Consider the following 16,073-nt stretch of genomic DNA (forward strand, 5'->3'; position numbering starts at 1 on the left):
TAACCATCGTAAGATTATGCTGACGTATTTGTCGGTGTAAGAATGGGATTCGATGAAAAGTATAAGGAGATGATAGGATGGAGGAACTTTTGGCACGTTTTAGTGTCAAACAGAAAATCATGGTTTTGGTGTCGGTGGTATTTATTGCTACGATGTTGGTGCTGGGCATCGTCTTGGACCGCGTCATCACAAATCATGAGATGAACAAATTTGTTGAGGAGACGGATCTGCAGGCAACGCAGGTAGATACGTCGATGGATCTGTTCCTGCGCGGGCTCCGCGATGGTATCGTCAATATGGCGAATGATCCAATCCTCAGAAGTGGCGGCAGCATTACCCTGTATACGGAGGGCGAGGCTGGTGCCGATGGCATGATTGCCATGGACCCGCAGGCCAAGGGCGGCTTTGAGCTCCAGGCCTATCAGATTTTCCAGCGCTATGCGGAGGCTAACAAAGATGCCATTTCGGTCATCAGCTATGGTACGACCGATGGCGGCTATCTGCAGTACCCGGCCGTAAAACGCAAGAAGGGTTATGATTCCCGGAAACGTGACTGGTTCAAAGAGAGCATGGCAGACACGAATGCGGTCCGCATCACGAAGCCGTTCAAGACTTCGAAAGGCACGCCGACAGTTGGTATTTTCGCCACGGTCAAGGATATGCAGGGGCAGCCGCTGGGTGTCCTCGGTTTCAACATTGACCTGCCAGTGGTTACGGACATGATTTCGCAGATCAAGGTCGGTGATACGGGCTATCTGATGATGCTCGATGCGGACAATGTCATCATTGCCGATCCGAAACATCAGGATGCCGCTTTCAAGAAGCTCGAAGAGTCGGAACTCGGCGATCTTTCGTCTATCAATCTGAACGGCAAGGAATTGCAGGAAGTGGAACTGGACGGGGAGACGAAGTTTGTCAATACGTATGTGTCCGAGAAAACCGGTTATAAGTATCTGACCATTGTTGACAAGAGCCAGTTGATGGCTAGCGTCAACAGCATGCGCATGACGCTCGTCGTAGTGCTCGTCGTAGCGCTCGTATTGATTTTCTTTGCAACCATGTGGATTTCGCATATCATCGTTTCCCCACTGCGCGGTCTCGAGCAGTCGGCTGGACGCATCGCAGATGGCGATCTTCGTCAGAATGACCTGACGATTGAGACGGACGATGAAATCGGCAATTTGGCTCGTTCGTTCCACAAGATGACGGATGAACTCAAAAAATTGCTCGGCCAGATCAAGGGCAGTGCTGATGAGGTTTCCAACTCCTCCGGTCAGATGTCCCATGGCGTCGAGCAGGTCGCTCAGACTATCACTCATGTGGCAGAGCGCGTCGGTGATATTGCCGAATCGGCTAATACGCAGAATGAGACGATGACCAATGTGGTCGGTCATATCCGCAATATGACTGAGCAGGTCACGGATATTGCCACGGCTTCGGAGGCAATCAGCAAGACGTCGAGCAAAGCTGGTAACGCTGCGTTCGAGGGCGTCGCTGCTATCGAAGATGCCGTCAACAAAATGCGGGAAGTCTTTGGTACGGTCAATGACTCGGCAGCTGCAGTTGGTGAGCTCGGCCGTCGTTCCGAAGAAATCGGTGAAATCGTCAGCACGATTCAGAGCATTGCCGAGCAGACGAATCTCTTGGCACTCAATGCGGCTATCGAGGCAGCTCGTGCCGGCGAACAGGGCCGCGGCTTCTCGGTCGTAGCTGATGAGGTTCGCAAGCTCGCGGAACAGTCCTCTGAAGCTGCACAGGAAATCGCCCAGAAGATTGGTGGTGTCCAGAAGGTTACCATTCAGGCCGTCGATTCGATGAATGCCGGTACCGAACAGGTACGGGTTGGCAGCCAGGCTGTCAAGGATGCGGGGGATCAGTTCAAGATTATTGCTGAACATATCCGTGTCGTTGATAAGATGGTCAAAGAATCGGCAACCAATGCCAACAAGGTAGCAGATGCCAGCATGGCGGTACTCAAAGATGCAGAGGATGTCGAGGCATCCACGAAACGCATCACGGAAAATATTTCCTCTATCTCGGCCGCAACGGAAGAACAGTCGGCCTCGATGGAAGAGATTGCTGCTTCGAGCCAGCAGTTGTCGCGCATGGCGGATGAACTGCAGGATGAAGCAAATCGCTTCAAATTCTAAGTGCAAATGCATAGAAACGATTAAAAACAAAGCCTTACTATGAAATTAGTAGGGCTTTTGTTTTAGCTGTAAACAAAAAGAGGACATGTGTCCTATTCTTGTTTTGTCGTCTTTGTTATACTTAGGAAAGACATTTGTGGTGTAAATTTGTTCAGAGAAATAAAGGGTGGGGAATAATGAATTGGTTTAACAATCTAAAGGTCTCCGGGAAAATCGTCTGTATGATTGTGATGGCCGGGTTGGCCTTGGCATTAGTGGGATGGAATGCCACGTCGTATTTGCGGGCGATTCAAAGTGATATGAATCGCATGTACAGTCAAAACATGCAGGCGGTTCGGCTTCTGGGAGATTGTTCGGTAACAGTGCGCTGCATGCAGGCACGTATTTTGGAAAATGTCAGTCTAACCGATAAGAAACAGTTGGAGAAAAATAAAAAAGACATTCAGAACTACATGAATGTCTATGAGAAGAACTGGAATGACTATAAGGCCCTCGGCAGCACGAAGGAAGGTTCCGAGGAAGTCGAAAAGCATTGGCAGGGATTTAAGTCCTATACGAATGAAATGCTCGAACTCTCATTGGCAGGAAAACAGGATGAAGCAAGAGCTTTGTATGGGACAAAGGCCATAAAGGAAATCATCGATTGGGATATCAGCATGGTTCCGTTGCGCAAAGCCGTAAATGCCGAGGCGGAAGAAATCAATCAGCAGAATCAGGATGAGGTACGAAATGCGATTATCAGCATGAGTGTTATCACGCTTATTTCCATGATTTTGATGTGCCTGTTTGGTTGGATGTTCAGTCGGGCGATACGCAGACCATTGGAACAGATGATTGTCGCTTGCCGCAGACTCCGTGATGGCGATTTCCGCAATGCCGAGCGTCAGGTGGTTCGGCAGGATGAATTTGGTGAGATGGCGGATATGGTCGATGCCATGCGCCAGCAGCTCAACAAGCTCATGGAACAGACCAGTCAGTCGGCCGAACATATTGCATCGGCGTCGGAACAGCTGACGGCAAGTTCCCAGCAGTCGGCCAAGGCTTCGCATTCCACGGCGGAATCAGTGACGCAGGCTTCGGGGGCTGTAAGCTCCCAGCAGGACGGCATCAACAACTGCAGCGATGCCATCGGTAAAGTGGCCGACTCGGTCAGCGAATTGCAGACCGAAGCAAGTCGGGTGGCCGGACATGCACAGGCCGCTTCCAGTCAGGCGGTAGCCGGCAGTGCGGCAATCCAGCAGTCCGTCGAACAGATTCGCAGCGTCGAATCGACCGTTGGGGCTTCGGCTTCGATTGTCGATAAACTTGGGGCACGCTCCCAGGAGATTGGCCAGATTGTCGAGACGATTTCCGGGATCGCTGAGCAGACGAATTTGTTGGCACTCAATGCGGCGATCGAGGCGGCACGAGCTGGTGAGCAGGGCCGCGGCTTCTCCGTGGTTGCCGATGAGGTTCGTAAACTTGCTGAACAGTCGCAGGAGGCAGCTCAGCAGATTTCAACGCTGATTGTAGGAATCCAGAAGGATACGGCTAGTGCCGTTGACTCCATGAAGTCAGGCAGTGAGGCCGTAGCTTCCGGCGCTCAGTCGGTGGAAAACCTTCGTGAGACCTTTGACAGCATTCATACCTATGTTGATGAAGTATCGGAGAAGGTCAACCGCATGGCGGCTTCCATCAAGAATGTAGCCGATGACGCTAACGTCATCACGAATCACATTCAGGAAATCGATGCGCAAGGGGCTACGGTAGCTGGCGAGATGCAGAACGTATCGGCAGTCTCCGAAGAGCAGTCCGCATCGGCCGCAGAAATTGCATCTGCTAGCGATTCCCTGGCGGAGCTGGCACAAAATTTGCAGAACTCACTAAAGAAATTTAAGTTCTGATTTGTGATGTGTATATAGGAAAAGCGGTACAACCTAATGGTTGTGCCGCTTTTTCTATGGGCTTGAGTCAGTTCTTTCTCGTTCAAATATTGGCACGGTTGGTGCTGGCATCGAGCAAATGACAGAAAATGACAGATAGGTTATTAAGTATCACCTAATGGTTTACGTAAAAGATTCAACTATACGTGAAGTGACTTGAATTAGGCTGTAAAATAAAAAGGCGATTCCAGCAAAAGTATTTTAGACGAATTTAAAAAGTCGTATGCATTCTGGCTTTTAGGATTGTTCTGGCATTCTTCGCGAAATTCGTTGCACCAGTTAATAATACTGGCTTTTAACATTCCATACTCTTCAATTATGCTTTTTATGGTTCGGCCTTCTTCAAGCCGAAGGCGGACTATCTGCTTTTTAAATATTTCGTCGTAATGTTGTGGCATAATAAAACCTCCAAGGATATTATATTTTATTAGTCACTGGTGTTACAACTTTAGTTTATCACTTCAAAGTTTAGGCGGTTGATGGTGTAAAACTATTCTAAAATATGATAAAATAATAAGTGCTGGGAAACCAGCCGCGTACTGGAGTCGGCCATCCCCATGCAGCTGGCTCTTTTTTTATATGATGAAATATTTAAACATAGAAAGATGAGAGGATTCTAGCATTATGGCATACGTTGACAGAACTATCTGGGGAATACATGCAAAAGACGATGCCCTATTTCTTAAGGGGAATATGATTGCCATAGGTTGGCGTGAAATGGGTGACCTTAGAGAAATTGGGGCTAATAGAGAAGATTATAAGGCAAAATACGAGGCTGTATATCCAAACGCCAAAAAAGGAAGTATTGCTACAAGCGCAGGAATGCTGTACCGATTTTGTAATGAGGTGCAAGTCGGTGACTATGTCGTATTTCCTTCAAAGTCGAACCGGGAGGTAAATATTGGTGTCGTAGAAGGGGAATATGTATTCAATCCTCAAAATCATTTTTCCAGTAGAAGAGCTGTTAAATGGCTAAAGCATCTGCCAAGAACTGCTTTTTCTCAGGGGGCTTTGTATGAAATAGGTTCAGCAATGACCTTCTTTACGGTAAAGAACTATGCTGATGAGTTTATGTCGGCTTTGAATAAAAAAAATAAGGATTTCTCTGCTGATGAAGAAGACGATAGCATAGGTGCTACGGCTGAAGATATAATTGAAAGTACAAGAGACTTTATTCTGAAAGAGTTAAGTCGTCAGTTAAAGGGATATGCTTTGGAGGACTTTGTAGCAGACCTTTTAAGAGCTATGGGGTATCGGACAATTGTTTCTCCGCATGGTGGGGATAGCGGCATTGATATTACCGCATATAAAGATGAATTGCCGCCTCGCATTCTTGTACAAGTAAAGAGCCAGGATGGAGACATAAAAGAGACAACAATACAATCTCTAAAAGGTGCTATGCATGAAGGAGATTATGGTTTATTTGTAACATTATCAAATTATACGAAAAATGCTCAAAAATATCTGGAGAACACACCAATCATTCGAGGTATAAATGGTACAGAATTGGTTGAACTGATTTTGAAATACTATAAAGACCTCAATGAAAAGTATCAGAAGATGATTCCTCTGAAGCAGGTGTACATTCCAGTTAAAGATGAATTATAACGAATAGTATGGCTATTAACATAGAGTTGAGGACGGAAAGCGATATGCTGCTTAGTCCTGAAACAAAAGCACATATCGTAGCCCTTCAATGCTTAGTACAGGCCGGCAATGACTCTGGCGCACTCAATGATGAAGTTACTAAGTCTTTAGAGGAGCAAATAAACATATGAAAAACGTATTCCGGTTGGTATGTATGCATTTACCTATCTTGAAGAGAATGGGATGGATCATACATATCAGGTTATGGTCTACGATAGCACTAAAGATGCATATATTGCCATGATGGAGGAACTGCCGGAACTGTTCTCAGCATTTCAGGTGGAGGACGAAGAGTTCCTTGCTGATAGCACGCTTCGTGATATGGCAGAACAGTGTCGCAGCACTTTTTTCTTAGGCGACATGATTCCGCCTTATGAAGAAGATGATGTAATTCAAATCTTGAAATACTATGCACAGTATAGTGAAGCTCCTAAATTCTATACATTTGATGATATTGATCGAAATAAGTTAGATGTGGCAGCTATTGCTCGCCATATCTATGACGAGGATATGGGCCCTCGCAAGAAAGCTGAATATGTAGATTCTCTTTGGGATTCTGCCGAAGATGACGTATTAAGGCTCTTCTTTGGCAAAAAGCTTTACTTTTGGCGCCAGCTGGATATAGAACTGATGAAAATAACACAACCGTTAATCTATGAAGACAATGTTATTGCTCATGAGAAGAATCTTGAGGATTTGCCTTTACATGAAATTGGCAAGACAAATCCGGATTTAGAAAAAAGGCTTCGTGATGGAGCTTTTGAGAAAGCAAAAAATCAAAAGGGGCAGTATGTATGCCAGAAATGTGGGCTGACGGCTGCCAACAGAGTACCTTTTCAAGTTGATCACATCGTCCCAATGAATAAAGGCGGAAAGTCCACACCGGATAACCTACAGATTCTTTGTCGTTCCTGTAATGCAAGAAAGAGTGATAAATATTGAGTTCCAGCATCTATGATGCACTATCTATAGCCTATTACATTGATAGTCAGGATATGGGCGCCAGACAGCAGGCGGCTTTTTTGCAACGTGTTTATCAAGAGGAACGTGAATGCCTTATAGAGCCGTATCGAAACAATCAGAGGCAGTTTATCCTCGATGTCTCCTATTGGGTAGACTATTTGATTGATAAAGTAACTTTTGATAAAGAATATCCGGCTATCAAAAAAGATTTGCAGCAATTAGGCATGTCGCTTCAAGTCTTCGACTATGAAGATGAATACGCTGATATTGATTTTTATTTTATGCAATTACGGTTGCGCATAAGATATGAGCTTACCCAAGGATACACGCGAATAAAATTGCGGACGTTGTTAAGACATTATGGATACAAACGTCGTAGCCCCAAAATTATGCTTCATATAAGCAAATGCTTAAATTACTTTCATTTGTTGCCGACGCAAAAAGGTTTGATATGTGATATTTGGGATTTATCATTGGATGAAATGATTACTTTTAAAATTGAACCAACTTAGTCGAACGTGCCAATATACATTATTAATCTGCAAAAGGCTAGATAGTCAAGATATGAAGTGATAAACTAAAGTTGTAACATCCGTGACGTATCATGCAAAAATTTTTATGGATAGATAAGTAATGCCTGCCAGAACAGCACAGAATAGGATGAAAATACCAATCAACCAACAGATGAACAGCAGCCCCAATTTATGAGTTTTCCGTTCTTCTTCATTATCAATATATTTCATGGAGTACAAAACGCTGGCAAATATACCCGCGAGGAAAAGAACTGCAGCTAAGGAACATTCCATTAGCCCGGTAGGGCCATCGTGCTGATCGGCTAAACCCATGAGAAAGCAGGATAGAGCCATAAAGCAGCAGAATATCGCAGCAGGCTTTTGCTTTTTACAAAACAGGTAATATCCGGCCGTACCCAGAGACAGAACGTAGACTGACAGGAAAAAGCGAGGTCCGGCGATACCGTTGCGGTGAAGCCATCTGCCAAGGGCTGTGCCCGATGTAGTTATAAGAATACGGTGCTTATTGAATTCTTCTTCCAGATAGGCTGATAAATCTTTTAAAGTCATTATGGCCAACTCCTTATGATTACAGGTCCAATAGTACCATCTGAAATTTAGGAGAGGATTAAGAGTGGCAGTGCATTTCGTTTTGGGGCACTTTGTGGTACAATATACGAATGTGACATTAGGACAGGAGGCTATCACGCAGATGAAAGAATCAGCCCTGACACAGGAAATCAATGCGGCAATTACGCAGGCTGTTGATGCTTGTGAGAATAAGAATACAAAAGAGGCCGCAGCAATCCTCAAGAAGGAAATCGAACGCATCGAAGCCCTTAACCTCTATGAGGATGGGCAGGCCGATTATTACGATTTTAACACGTTGATGGAAATGGTTATGTTCCAGAGCAAGCATCCGGAAATTCAGCCGGTTGTCGATATCGAGGAGCCTGTCAACCGGCTCTATGCGATGTACGGTTCGGTGCTTTTAGAGCTCGGTGAACTCGATAAGGCTGAGGAAGCACTGGCGATTGCCATGGATTGGAATCCGATGAGTGCCGATATCGCCTTTGAACATGCGGAAGTTTATAAGCAGAAAAAGGATATGGAGACGTTCAAAGAGCTCACGACGAAAATTTTCTCCATTTGTTACAAGCGTCGGGAAATCGCTCATTGCTATCGGAACCTTGGCTATTATTTCGTGGAAAAGCAGATGTGGGATGAGGCTGTCGGCTGCTATCTGCTCAGCATGACATTCGCGGAGGCAGAGGGACGTTTCCAGGCGGAAAACGAGCTCAAGTATATCTATGATGAGACAAAAGGGGAAGCGACGCGTCCATCTTTGGGGGCGATGCGCTCTTATGGCGAAAAATATCATTTCCCGATTGGTCCCGATGCAAAGATCATTGAAACGGCCATGCTCTATGGCAAGACGATGCTGGCCAACAAGAAACTCCAGCACGCTTCCTATTTCCTCGACATAGCCTATAAATTGACAGAAAGCAAAGAGCTAAAAGAACTCTTGGACGGGATCAACAAACAGTTGAGTCAGGAAATGTAAAAAAATAGACCTTCCTTTCGCAGGAAGGTCTATTTTTATTGGTTTAGATGAACCATGGCAGCAACAGCCTGGCCAAGGCAGATGCCGCCATCGTTGGGGGGGATAAGGCTGTGCAACAGGACGTGGAAGCCTTTGGCTTTGAGGTCGTTTTTGACCAAAGTTGTCAGCAAGTGATTTTGGAAGACGCCGCCGGAAAGAGCACAGGTGGTAAGGCCGGTATTAGTGCGGGCCTGCTGACAGGCGGCGGTAATGCAGGCAGCAAGGCCTGCGTGAAATTCGTAGGCTAGCCGTTCGCTGTCGGCGTCCTGTAGACGTTGGTTCAGCAGATACTCAAAGAGTGTATCGGTGGACAAAATAATTGACGCGTCAGCGGTTGACATGTCAGATTTTGACAAGTCAAGCCGGCGTAGGTTAGGGGCTGACTGGTCAAGATTTATCGTTGACGGGTCAATGGACTGCGCGGCAAGATAGCGTTCTGCGGCAAATTCGAGGTACATCGAGGCCTCGCCTTCGAAAGTCGAAGCTTTGCGGATGCCGAGGATAGCGCTGACTGCGTCATACAGTCGGCCGGTGCTGGTGGATTTTATGGCATTGACTTGGTGGTCGGCCATAAAGAATTGGGCGGCAAGGTCCTTTTCGGGACAAAGGTCCAAATGCTTGGTGATTCCTCGAACTTTTGCCTGATCCTTATAAAGGGCATAGATCAGGGAAACGGCCACGCGCCAGCCTTCTACCGCGGCTTTGTCGCCACCGGTCTGAAGGAAAGGCGCGATATGACCCAGCCGCCGAAAGCCGGTAAAGTCAGCCTGTAGGATTTCGCCGCCCCAAATCGTGCCGTCCGTGCCGTAACCTGTCCCGTCAAAACTCACGCCGATGACGGGGGCCTCATAGTCGTTTTCGGCCATGCAGGAAAGAATATGGGCATAGTGGTGCTGAATGGGAAAGAGTGGCAAGCTGAGTTCGCGGGCAATGGTCACCGTGTTGTAACGGGGATGAAGGTCGCAGGCGACAAGAGTCGGTTTGTTCTCGAGAAGTTCAGTCAGTCTGCCAATAGTTTCCCGTAAGGCTTGCATCGTGCGTAAATCGCTCATATCGCCTACGTAGGGAGATGGATAAAAGATGTTGTTGGAGCCGACACAAAAGGTGTTTTTTAGCTCGCCGCCGATGCCGAGTACCTGCCCTTTGAGCTCTTTACGCATCATAAAGGGCAGGGGAGCAAAGCCACGGCTGCGGCGAATCATATACGGCTTTCCGTCCAGCCAGTCCATGACCGTGTCATCAGCGCGGATGCGGATTTTCCGATTATGGGAGAGCATCAAATCCGTAAATCCGGACAGAGCTTCGCTAGCGCCTGCGTCGTCGCGGCAAATCGGAGCGCCCGCGGGATTGCCACTCGTCATAATCAGCGCATTGGGCATCGTGATGCCATCGGGGTAGTCAAACAGCAGCATTTGCACAGGGGCGTAGGGAAGCATGACGCCTACTTTGGGGTTGCCCGGTGCGACGGCGTCGCAAAGCAGGCCATTTTTTCGGCGCTTGAGCAGCAAAATTGGTTTTTGGTGACCGGTCAGCATTTCCTCCTGTCCTGCTTCTAAGTGGCATTCCTGGCGAACGGTCGTCATATCACGCATCATGACGGCAAACGGTTTAACAGGGCGATGCTTTAGCGTTCGAAGCCGTTTGACTGCCGTTTCGTTGTGGGCATCGCAGGCCAAATGAAAGCCGCCGATGCCCTTGATGGCAACGATTCCGCCGGCGGCGATGGTCTGCCGCGTGCGCGTGATGGCAGCGGCACCACGGCAGTATTCCTCCCCGATGAGATAGACCGTAGGCCCGCAATCGTTGCAGCAGACGGGCTGCGCGTCATAGCGGCGCGTTTCGGGGCTCGTGTATTCGGCCGCACAGTCCGGACACATGGGAAATTCGCCCATGCTCGTGCGTTCGCGGTCGTAGGGCATGGCGTCGAGAATCGTGAGCCGTGGCCCACAGGCTGTGCAGTTGATGAAGGGATGCAGGTAGCGGCGGTCGTTGGGATCGAAGAGCTCCTGGCGGCATTTGTCACAGGTGGCAATGTCTGGCGATACGAAGATGTCGCCACGTTCCTTGGCGCTTTCAATGATGGAAAAGCTCGTATAGTGTTCTGGTGCGTCGAGTGCTTCCGTATCTATTTTTAAGATGGCCGCCCGTTCTGGCGGTTCGCTTTGGATGGCTGCCAAAAAGTCCTGGACGGCTGCCGCTTCGCCTTGAGCGAAAATCTCCACATAGGGACCTTTGTTGCAGACGGAGCCGCAAAGATGGAAACGTGCGGCCAGTCGATCTACGAAAGGGCGGAAGCCTACCCCTTGGACGATGCCGTATACTTTGCTATGAAAAAGAGACATGAAGTATCGCTCACTTTCCTCAAATATAGAGTGGTGTCTGCTTTTATTATAACGCAATTGTTCGAGAAAGAGGAATGTTGTATTTGTCATTATTGACAAAAAATTATATAAAAAATGAAAAATATACAGGATACTAGAAAATATTTGCAAAATAGGGGTACAATTTTAATCGAAAGTGTGTTATACTATGCTTGTCGATAGGAAATAAACCGGATATCCCACCGGTTGCATCGGAACCTATCGGTCTCTTCTCTGGAAACTTATCCCAGTTTCCAGTATCCCATTTCCTTACATCTTTTTAGACAGAGCCGGAGTCAGTGGAGTGACTCCGGTTCTTCGTTTTCAAAATCATGCCTCGGACTTTTCCGAGGCTTTTTTGCGTGGAGAAATTCGGGGAAATAAAGGAAGAACCCTATTTTGTCGCGAATACATGCATAAAGGATTTTGGAGGAAGGGGATTGCTATGAGAAAGGTGCTGTCTGTTTGGCTTGTCCTGCTGATGGTGCTGGCGGTGTTTCTGCCAGGGCGGGGACTGGCAGAGGATGAATTGCAGCGGGTGGTCCGCGTGGGCTGGTTTGATTCCAACTTTAATAGCATTGATGCCTATGGCCGGCGCACGGGCTATGCCTACGAGTATCAGCGCAAGATTGCGGCCTATACCGGCTGGCAGTATGAATATGTGGAAGGCAGCTGGGTGGATTTGCTCAAGAAACTGCAGCAGGGGGAGATTGACCTCTTGGCAGATGTTTCGTACAAGGAAGATCGTGTGGGAACGATGCTGCTTTCCAAATATGCAATGGGCAAGGAGGATTATTATATCTTCATTGACCCGAAACGAAGTACCATCAATCCGGATGATTTGTCTACGCTAAATGGCAAGCGATTGGCCGTGTATAAGGATAGCCTGCAGGCGCAGATTTTGAAGGAATGGGTGGCAGAGCATGGACTGACGCTCGAAATCCTGGAGTTTGAGGAAGCGTGGAAAGATGCGGATACGCTGCTGATGACGGGAGCTATCGATGGGTTGGTAACTAGTGCTTCCTATGATTTGTACGTGGATCATGCGGACCCGGTAGCTAGAATCGGGGCATCGGATTACTATTTTGCCATCAGTACGAAGCGGCCGGAACTCAAGGAAGAACTCGACCGGGCTATGAGTACCATTCTGAGTCAGAATATCTATTACAATCGCGGGCTTAATCAAAAGTATATGAGCAATACCGGCGTACGGCGCTTCTTGACTATGGACGAACGCGATTGGATTACTGGTCATGGAATAATCCGCGTGGGGTATCCGGACAATATGCTGCCGTTTTGTGCGCAGGATCTCTTTGATGGACAGGTCAAGGGCCTTTTGCAGGATTATATCCAAAAGGCGGTAGGCGGGATGAAAAATTCTACCATTCGTTTTGAAGCGGTAGCATATCCTACGTTGAATGATGCCATGCAGGCTTTACAGGCTGGGCGGATAGATTGCGTATTTCCTGCGGAGTTCAGCGCTTATGAGGCAGAACAGCAGCAGGTCCTCGTAACTACGCCGCTAGTGGATGCGATGATCATGGCAATTATACGGCCCGAGAACAGTGCAGATTTTTCGGCTGATGCACCGCTGCGCTGTGCGGTAGTAAGCGATAATTCGGCAATTGAAAGACAGATTAAGGACAAATTTCCTCAATGGGAATTCGTGTACTTTTCCTCCGTGGAGGATTGCTTGAATGGAGTAGCACGGGGGCAGGCTGATTGCTGGGTTATGAACAATTATCGGGCAGGAAATCTGCATGCGTTGTTGGATGAATATCAGCTGACGGCAGTGCCGACAAATAAAAACATTGGTATGGCTTTTGCTCTGCGGCCGGAGAATATCCAGCTGTATGCGATTTTGGAACGTCTCAATCAGGGGATGTCGAGTGCAGAAGTCAATGACTCGCTGACTCGAAACACCCATGCGGGGCATAAGGTTTCCCTGCGGGATTTTGTCAAGGCGAATTTGGGGCTGGCATTTCTGTTGATTGTGTTGGTGTTGACGGTTATTGTGGTGTTGCTGATTAAGAGTATTGGCAATGTGAAAAGGGCCAAAGAGCTTAACAGGCAGCTCAAGGAGCGGCAGCAGGAGCTCGTGACCGCAAAAAAACAGGCGGAGATCGCCAGTGAGGCTAAGACGTCCTTCCTGTTCAATATGTCTCATGATATCCGTACTCCTATGAATGCCATTATCGGTTTTTCAGACCTTTTACAGCAGAATCTCGATGATAAGGAACGGGCGCGGGATTATATCCATAAGATCCAGCAGGCGAATGATTTTTTGTTGTCGCTAGTCAACAATGTGCTGGAAATGGCGCGGATTGAAAGTGGCAAGATGACCGTGGATACGGTTTACGCCGATATACGGGAGCTTATGGAGGCAACTTGTTCGGTATTTGAAGCGCAGATGAGCGGAAAAAGGATTACGTTTGCCTATACGCTAAAGATCGAGCACACCGATATTCTAGTAGATAAGACCAAGGTGCGGGAAATCTTCCTTAATATTCTCAGCAATGCCTGCAAATATACACCGGAAGGTGGTTATGTCACGTTGGAAGTCCGTGAGTTCCCTGGCAAGGAGGAAAACATAGCCGTGTACCAGACAACGGTGACCGATACAGGCATTGGTATGCCGGCGGAGTTCTTGCCGCATCTCTTTGATGCTTTTACCCGTGAACGAAATACGACAGCCAGCGGCATTATGGGAACTGGCCTGGGCATGCAGATCGTCAAGAAACTCGTTGATCTTTTGGGCGGAACCATCACGGTGGATAGTGAACTGGGCAAGGGAACAACTTTTGTGGTTAATTTGCCGCTGCAGCTTGCCGAAAAGAAGCAGGAACAGGAAGCGAAGGCGGAGGTTCCGCTGGATATTGCGGCTTATCAGGGGATGCGCATTCTGCTGGCGGAAGATAACGAACTCAATGCGGAAATCGTCATCACCTTGCTCAGTGAGCAGGGATTCTTGCTGGAACATGCCGAAAATGGCGCTGATTGTGTTGCCAAACTGGAGCAGGCTGAGCCCGGCTACTATGATTTTATCCTGATGGATGTGCAGATGCCGCAGATGAATGGGTATGAAGCGGCGCGTGCAATTCGTGGGCTTAGTGATCCGCACAAGGCAGAAATTCCCATCATTGCCATGACGGCAAATGCCTTTGAGGAGGATAAAAACAGAGCCTTTAAAGCCGGGATGAACGCGCATGTGCCCAAACCCTTCGATGCGGGCAAACTATATGCGGCGATTCATGAAGTGTTACAGAAATAAATAGCAAAAAATCACCGTCGTGCTTATTGGGCCGACGGTGATTTTGGGTTCGAAGCAACTCTTTGCCGCTGCTAGGATCAGTGCCAACACTATGCGGGAGATGTTTTCTTAAATATAATATTCCGTTTTATCCGCTGGTTTTAAGGAGAATTCGGCAAATACGTGGTCGCGGATGCGCAGAAAGTCTGGGCTGGTGCGGTCGCGCTGGCCGTGTAGGTCCACGGGGATGATGGTCTTGATGCGGCCGGGATTTGGTGTCATGATGACGATGCGGTCAGCCAGTACCACGGCTTCGTCGATGTCGTGAGTCACGAAGATAATGGTCTTGTGTTGCCTGCGGTTGATGGCGGAGATTTCATCCTGCAGTTTCATGCGCGTCAAGGCATCAAGGGCGGCAAACGGTTCGTCCATGAAGATGATTTCGGGATCGACCGCTAACGCGCGGGCGATGGCCACGCGCTGCTGCATGCCGCCGGATAGCTCGGCTGGATGGTTCTGGGCAAAATCCTTGAGCCCGACGAGGTCCAAATAGCGGTTGGCGATTTCCTGGCGTTTTTCGGCTGGTACGGAAAGGCTCTCAAGGCCTAGCTCCACATTCTTTTCGACGGTACGCCAGGGCAGCAGACCGTAGTTCTGGAAAATCGTGACATGTTTGATCGATGGTTTTGTTACCGGGGCGCCATGAATGGTGATGCTGCCTGCGGAAACTTTATCAAAGCCGGCCAGTATGTTTAGCAGTGTGCTCTTGCCGCAGCCGGAGGGGCCGAGCAGGCAGATGAATTCGCCGCGGTCAATCCGGAGATTGACATGCTGGAGGGCGTGGAAGGTCTGCCCCTTTTGGGAATAATTTCGCGAGACTTCTTGGATATCAATATAACTCATGCGTTACTCCTTTCTGGGATGCCCCAACGGCGGTAAATGCGTTTTTCGAGTAAGGTGATGCTGCTGTCGAGCAGGAGGCCGAGTACACCAATGGTGATGATGGCCGTCATCAAAAGGTCTGCCCGCAGATTATTGCGGGCGTCAATGATGAGAAAGCCAAGGCCGGATTGCGTGCCGACCATTTCGCCAGCAACGAGAAAGACCCAGGCGGTGCCGAGTGCCAGATGCAGGCCTGTGGCGATGCGCGGGAAAATGGCTGGGAAGATGATTTTCGTCAAGAGTTGTGGCTGGCCGATTCCAAAGTTCTGCGCGACTTTTAAATAGACCGGTTCAATGGTGGCAACGGCGGCTACGGTGGAGAGCAGTACCGGGAAAAAGGCTGCGAGGAAAATGATGACGAGCGATGGCATATCGCCAATGCCAAAGACGAGGACGATAAAAGGCAGCCAGGCAACGGGCGATATTGGCCGCAATACTTGGGCGATGGGATTCAAAAACGCCCAGATGTTTTGATACCAGCCGAGGATAAGTCCTAAAGCCATGGCCAGGATAACAGAAGTCGTGTAGCCGAGCAGAAAACGGTAGAGGCTCGTGCCGATGTCTTTCAGCAATACGCCATCGGCGAGGATTTCGCCGAATCCCAGAAGCGTCTGAAGGGGCGTGGGGAAAAGGGCTTCGTTCCAGCCACCAAGCCAGGCGATGGCCTGCCAGCTGAGGAGTACCAGGAGCAAAGCTCCGCTAAGATGAATTGCATGTTTCATAA

The 16,073-nt window shown here is 48.4% G+C and carries 12 protein-coding genes; 7 read left to right on the forward strand and 5 right to left on the reverse strand.

Features of this window, described 5'->3' with window-relative positions:
- The first annotated feature begins 77 nt into the window (after positions 1-77).
- Positions 78-2,150, forward strand: coding sequence for a methyl-accepting chemotaxis protein (locus T504_RS0100515; protein ID WP_033169095.1), 2,073 nt, complete (start codon positions 78-80; stop codon positions 2,148-2,150).
- Positions 2,151-2,326: 176 nt separating this feature from the next.
- The gene (locus T504_RS0100520; RefSeq protein ID WP_033169096.1) at positions 2,327-4,033 is read left to right on the forward strand and encodes a HAMP domain-containing methyl-accepting chemotaxis protein; all 1,707 of its coding nucleotides are present in this window, start codon (positions 2,327-2,329) and stop codon (positions 4,031-4,033) included.
- Positions 4,034-4,233: 200 nt separating this feature from the next.
- Here T504_RS0100520 and T504_RS0100525 read toward each other — a convergent pair whose 3' ends face one another.
- Positions 4,234-4,470: a transposase gene (locus tag T504_RS0100525; RefSeq protein ID WP_051635103.1), complete on the reverse strand. Its 237-nt coding sequence runs from the start codon at positions 4,468-4,470 to the stop codon at positions 4,234-4,236.
- A gap of 226 nt (positions 4,471-4,696) precedes the next feature.
- Here T504_RS0100525 and T504_RS0100530 point away from each other — a divergent pair, with 226 nt between their 5' ends.
- The 3 genes from T504_RS0100530 to T504_RS0100540 all read left to right on the forward strand — a co-directional run bounded on the left by T504_RS0100530 (position 4,697) and on the right by T504_RS0100540 (position 7,194).
- Positions 4,697-5,680, forward strand: coding sequence for a restriction endonuclease (locus tag T504_RS0100530; protein WP_033169097.1), 984 nt, complete (start codon positions 4,697-4,699; stop codon positions 5,678-5,680).
- 222 nt (positions 5,681-5,902) lie between these two features.
- A complete protein-coding gene (locus T504_RS13535; protein WP_197018647.1) occupies positions 5,903-6,661 on the forward strand; it encodes an HNH endonuclease in 759 nt (252 codons plus the stop codon).
- The gene (locus tag T504_RS0100540) at positions 6,658-7,194 is read left to right on the forward strand and encodes a hypothetical protein (protein WP_033169098.1); all 537 of its coding nucleotides are present in this window, start codon (positions 6,658-6,660) and stop codon (positions 7,192-7,194) included. The genes T504_RS13535 and T504_RS0100540 overlap by 4 nt, the downstream gene beginning before the upstream one ends.
- Before the next feature lie 90 nt (positions 7,195-7,284).
- Here T504_RS0100540 and T504_RS0100545 read toward each other — a convergent pair whose 3' ends face one another.
- Positions 7,285-7,764 (reverse strand): hypothetical protein, encoded by a 480-nt coding sequence (locus T504_RS0100545; RefSeq protein ID WP_033169099.1) that lies wholly within the window; start codon positions 7,762-7,764, stop codon positions 7,285-7,287.
- Between the two features lie 64 nt (positions 7,765-7,828).
- Here T504_RS0100545 and T504_RS0100550 point away from each other — a divergent pair, with 64 nt between their 5' ends.
- Entirely contained in the window at positions 7,829-8,758 is a 930-nt protein-coding gene (locus tag T504_RS0100550) for a tetratricopeptide repeat protein (RefSeq protein WP_033169100.1), read from the forward strand.
- A gap of 35 nt (positions 8,759-8,793) precedes the next feature.
- Here T504_RS0100550 and hypF read toward each other — a convergent pair whose 3' ends face one another.
- On the reverse strand, positions 8,794-11,139 hold the full coding sequence (gene hypF, locus T504_RS0100555) for a carbamoyltransferase HypF (RefSeq protein ID WP_033169101.1): 2,346 nt from the start codon (positions 11,137-11,139) through the stop codon (positions 8,794-8,796).
- 463 nt (positions 11,140-11,602) lie between these two features.
- Between hypF and T504_RS0100560 the strand changes: the two genes are divergently transcribed.
- Positions 11,603-14,428, forward strand: coding sequence for an ATP-binding protein (locus T504_RS0100560; protein WP_033169102.1), 2,826 nt, complete (start codon positions 11,603-11,605; stop codon positions 14,426-14,428).
- Between the two features lie 108 nt (positions 14,429-14,536).
- On the opposite strand, the gene T504_RS0100565 is transcribed toward T504_RS0100560, so the two are convergent.
- Together T504_RS0100565 and T504_RS0100570 are read right to left on the reverse strand one after the other, a co-directional pair.
- Positions 14,537-15,310, reverse strand: coding sequence for an ABC transporter ATP-binding protein (locus tag T504_RS0100565; protein ID WP_033169103.1), 774 nt, complete (start codon positions 15,308-15,310; stop codon positions 14,537-14,539).
- On the reverse strand, positions 15,307-16,071 hold the full coding sequence (locus T504_RS0100570) for an ABC transporter permease (RefSeq protein ID WP_033169104.1): 765 nt from the start codon (positions 16,069-16,071) through the stop codon (positions 15,307-15,309). Before T504_RS0100570 ends, T504_RS0100565 begins: the two co-directional genes overlap by 4 nt.
- Positions 16,072-16,073 lie beyond the last annotated feature (2 nt).

Source organism: Selenomonas sp. ND2010, assembly GCF_000702005.1.
GTDB lineage: Bacteria > Bacillota > Negativicutes > Selenomonadales > Selenomonadaceae > Selenomonas_A.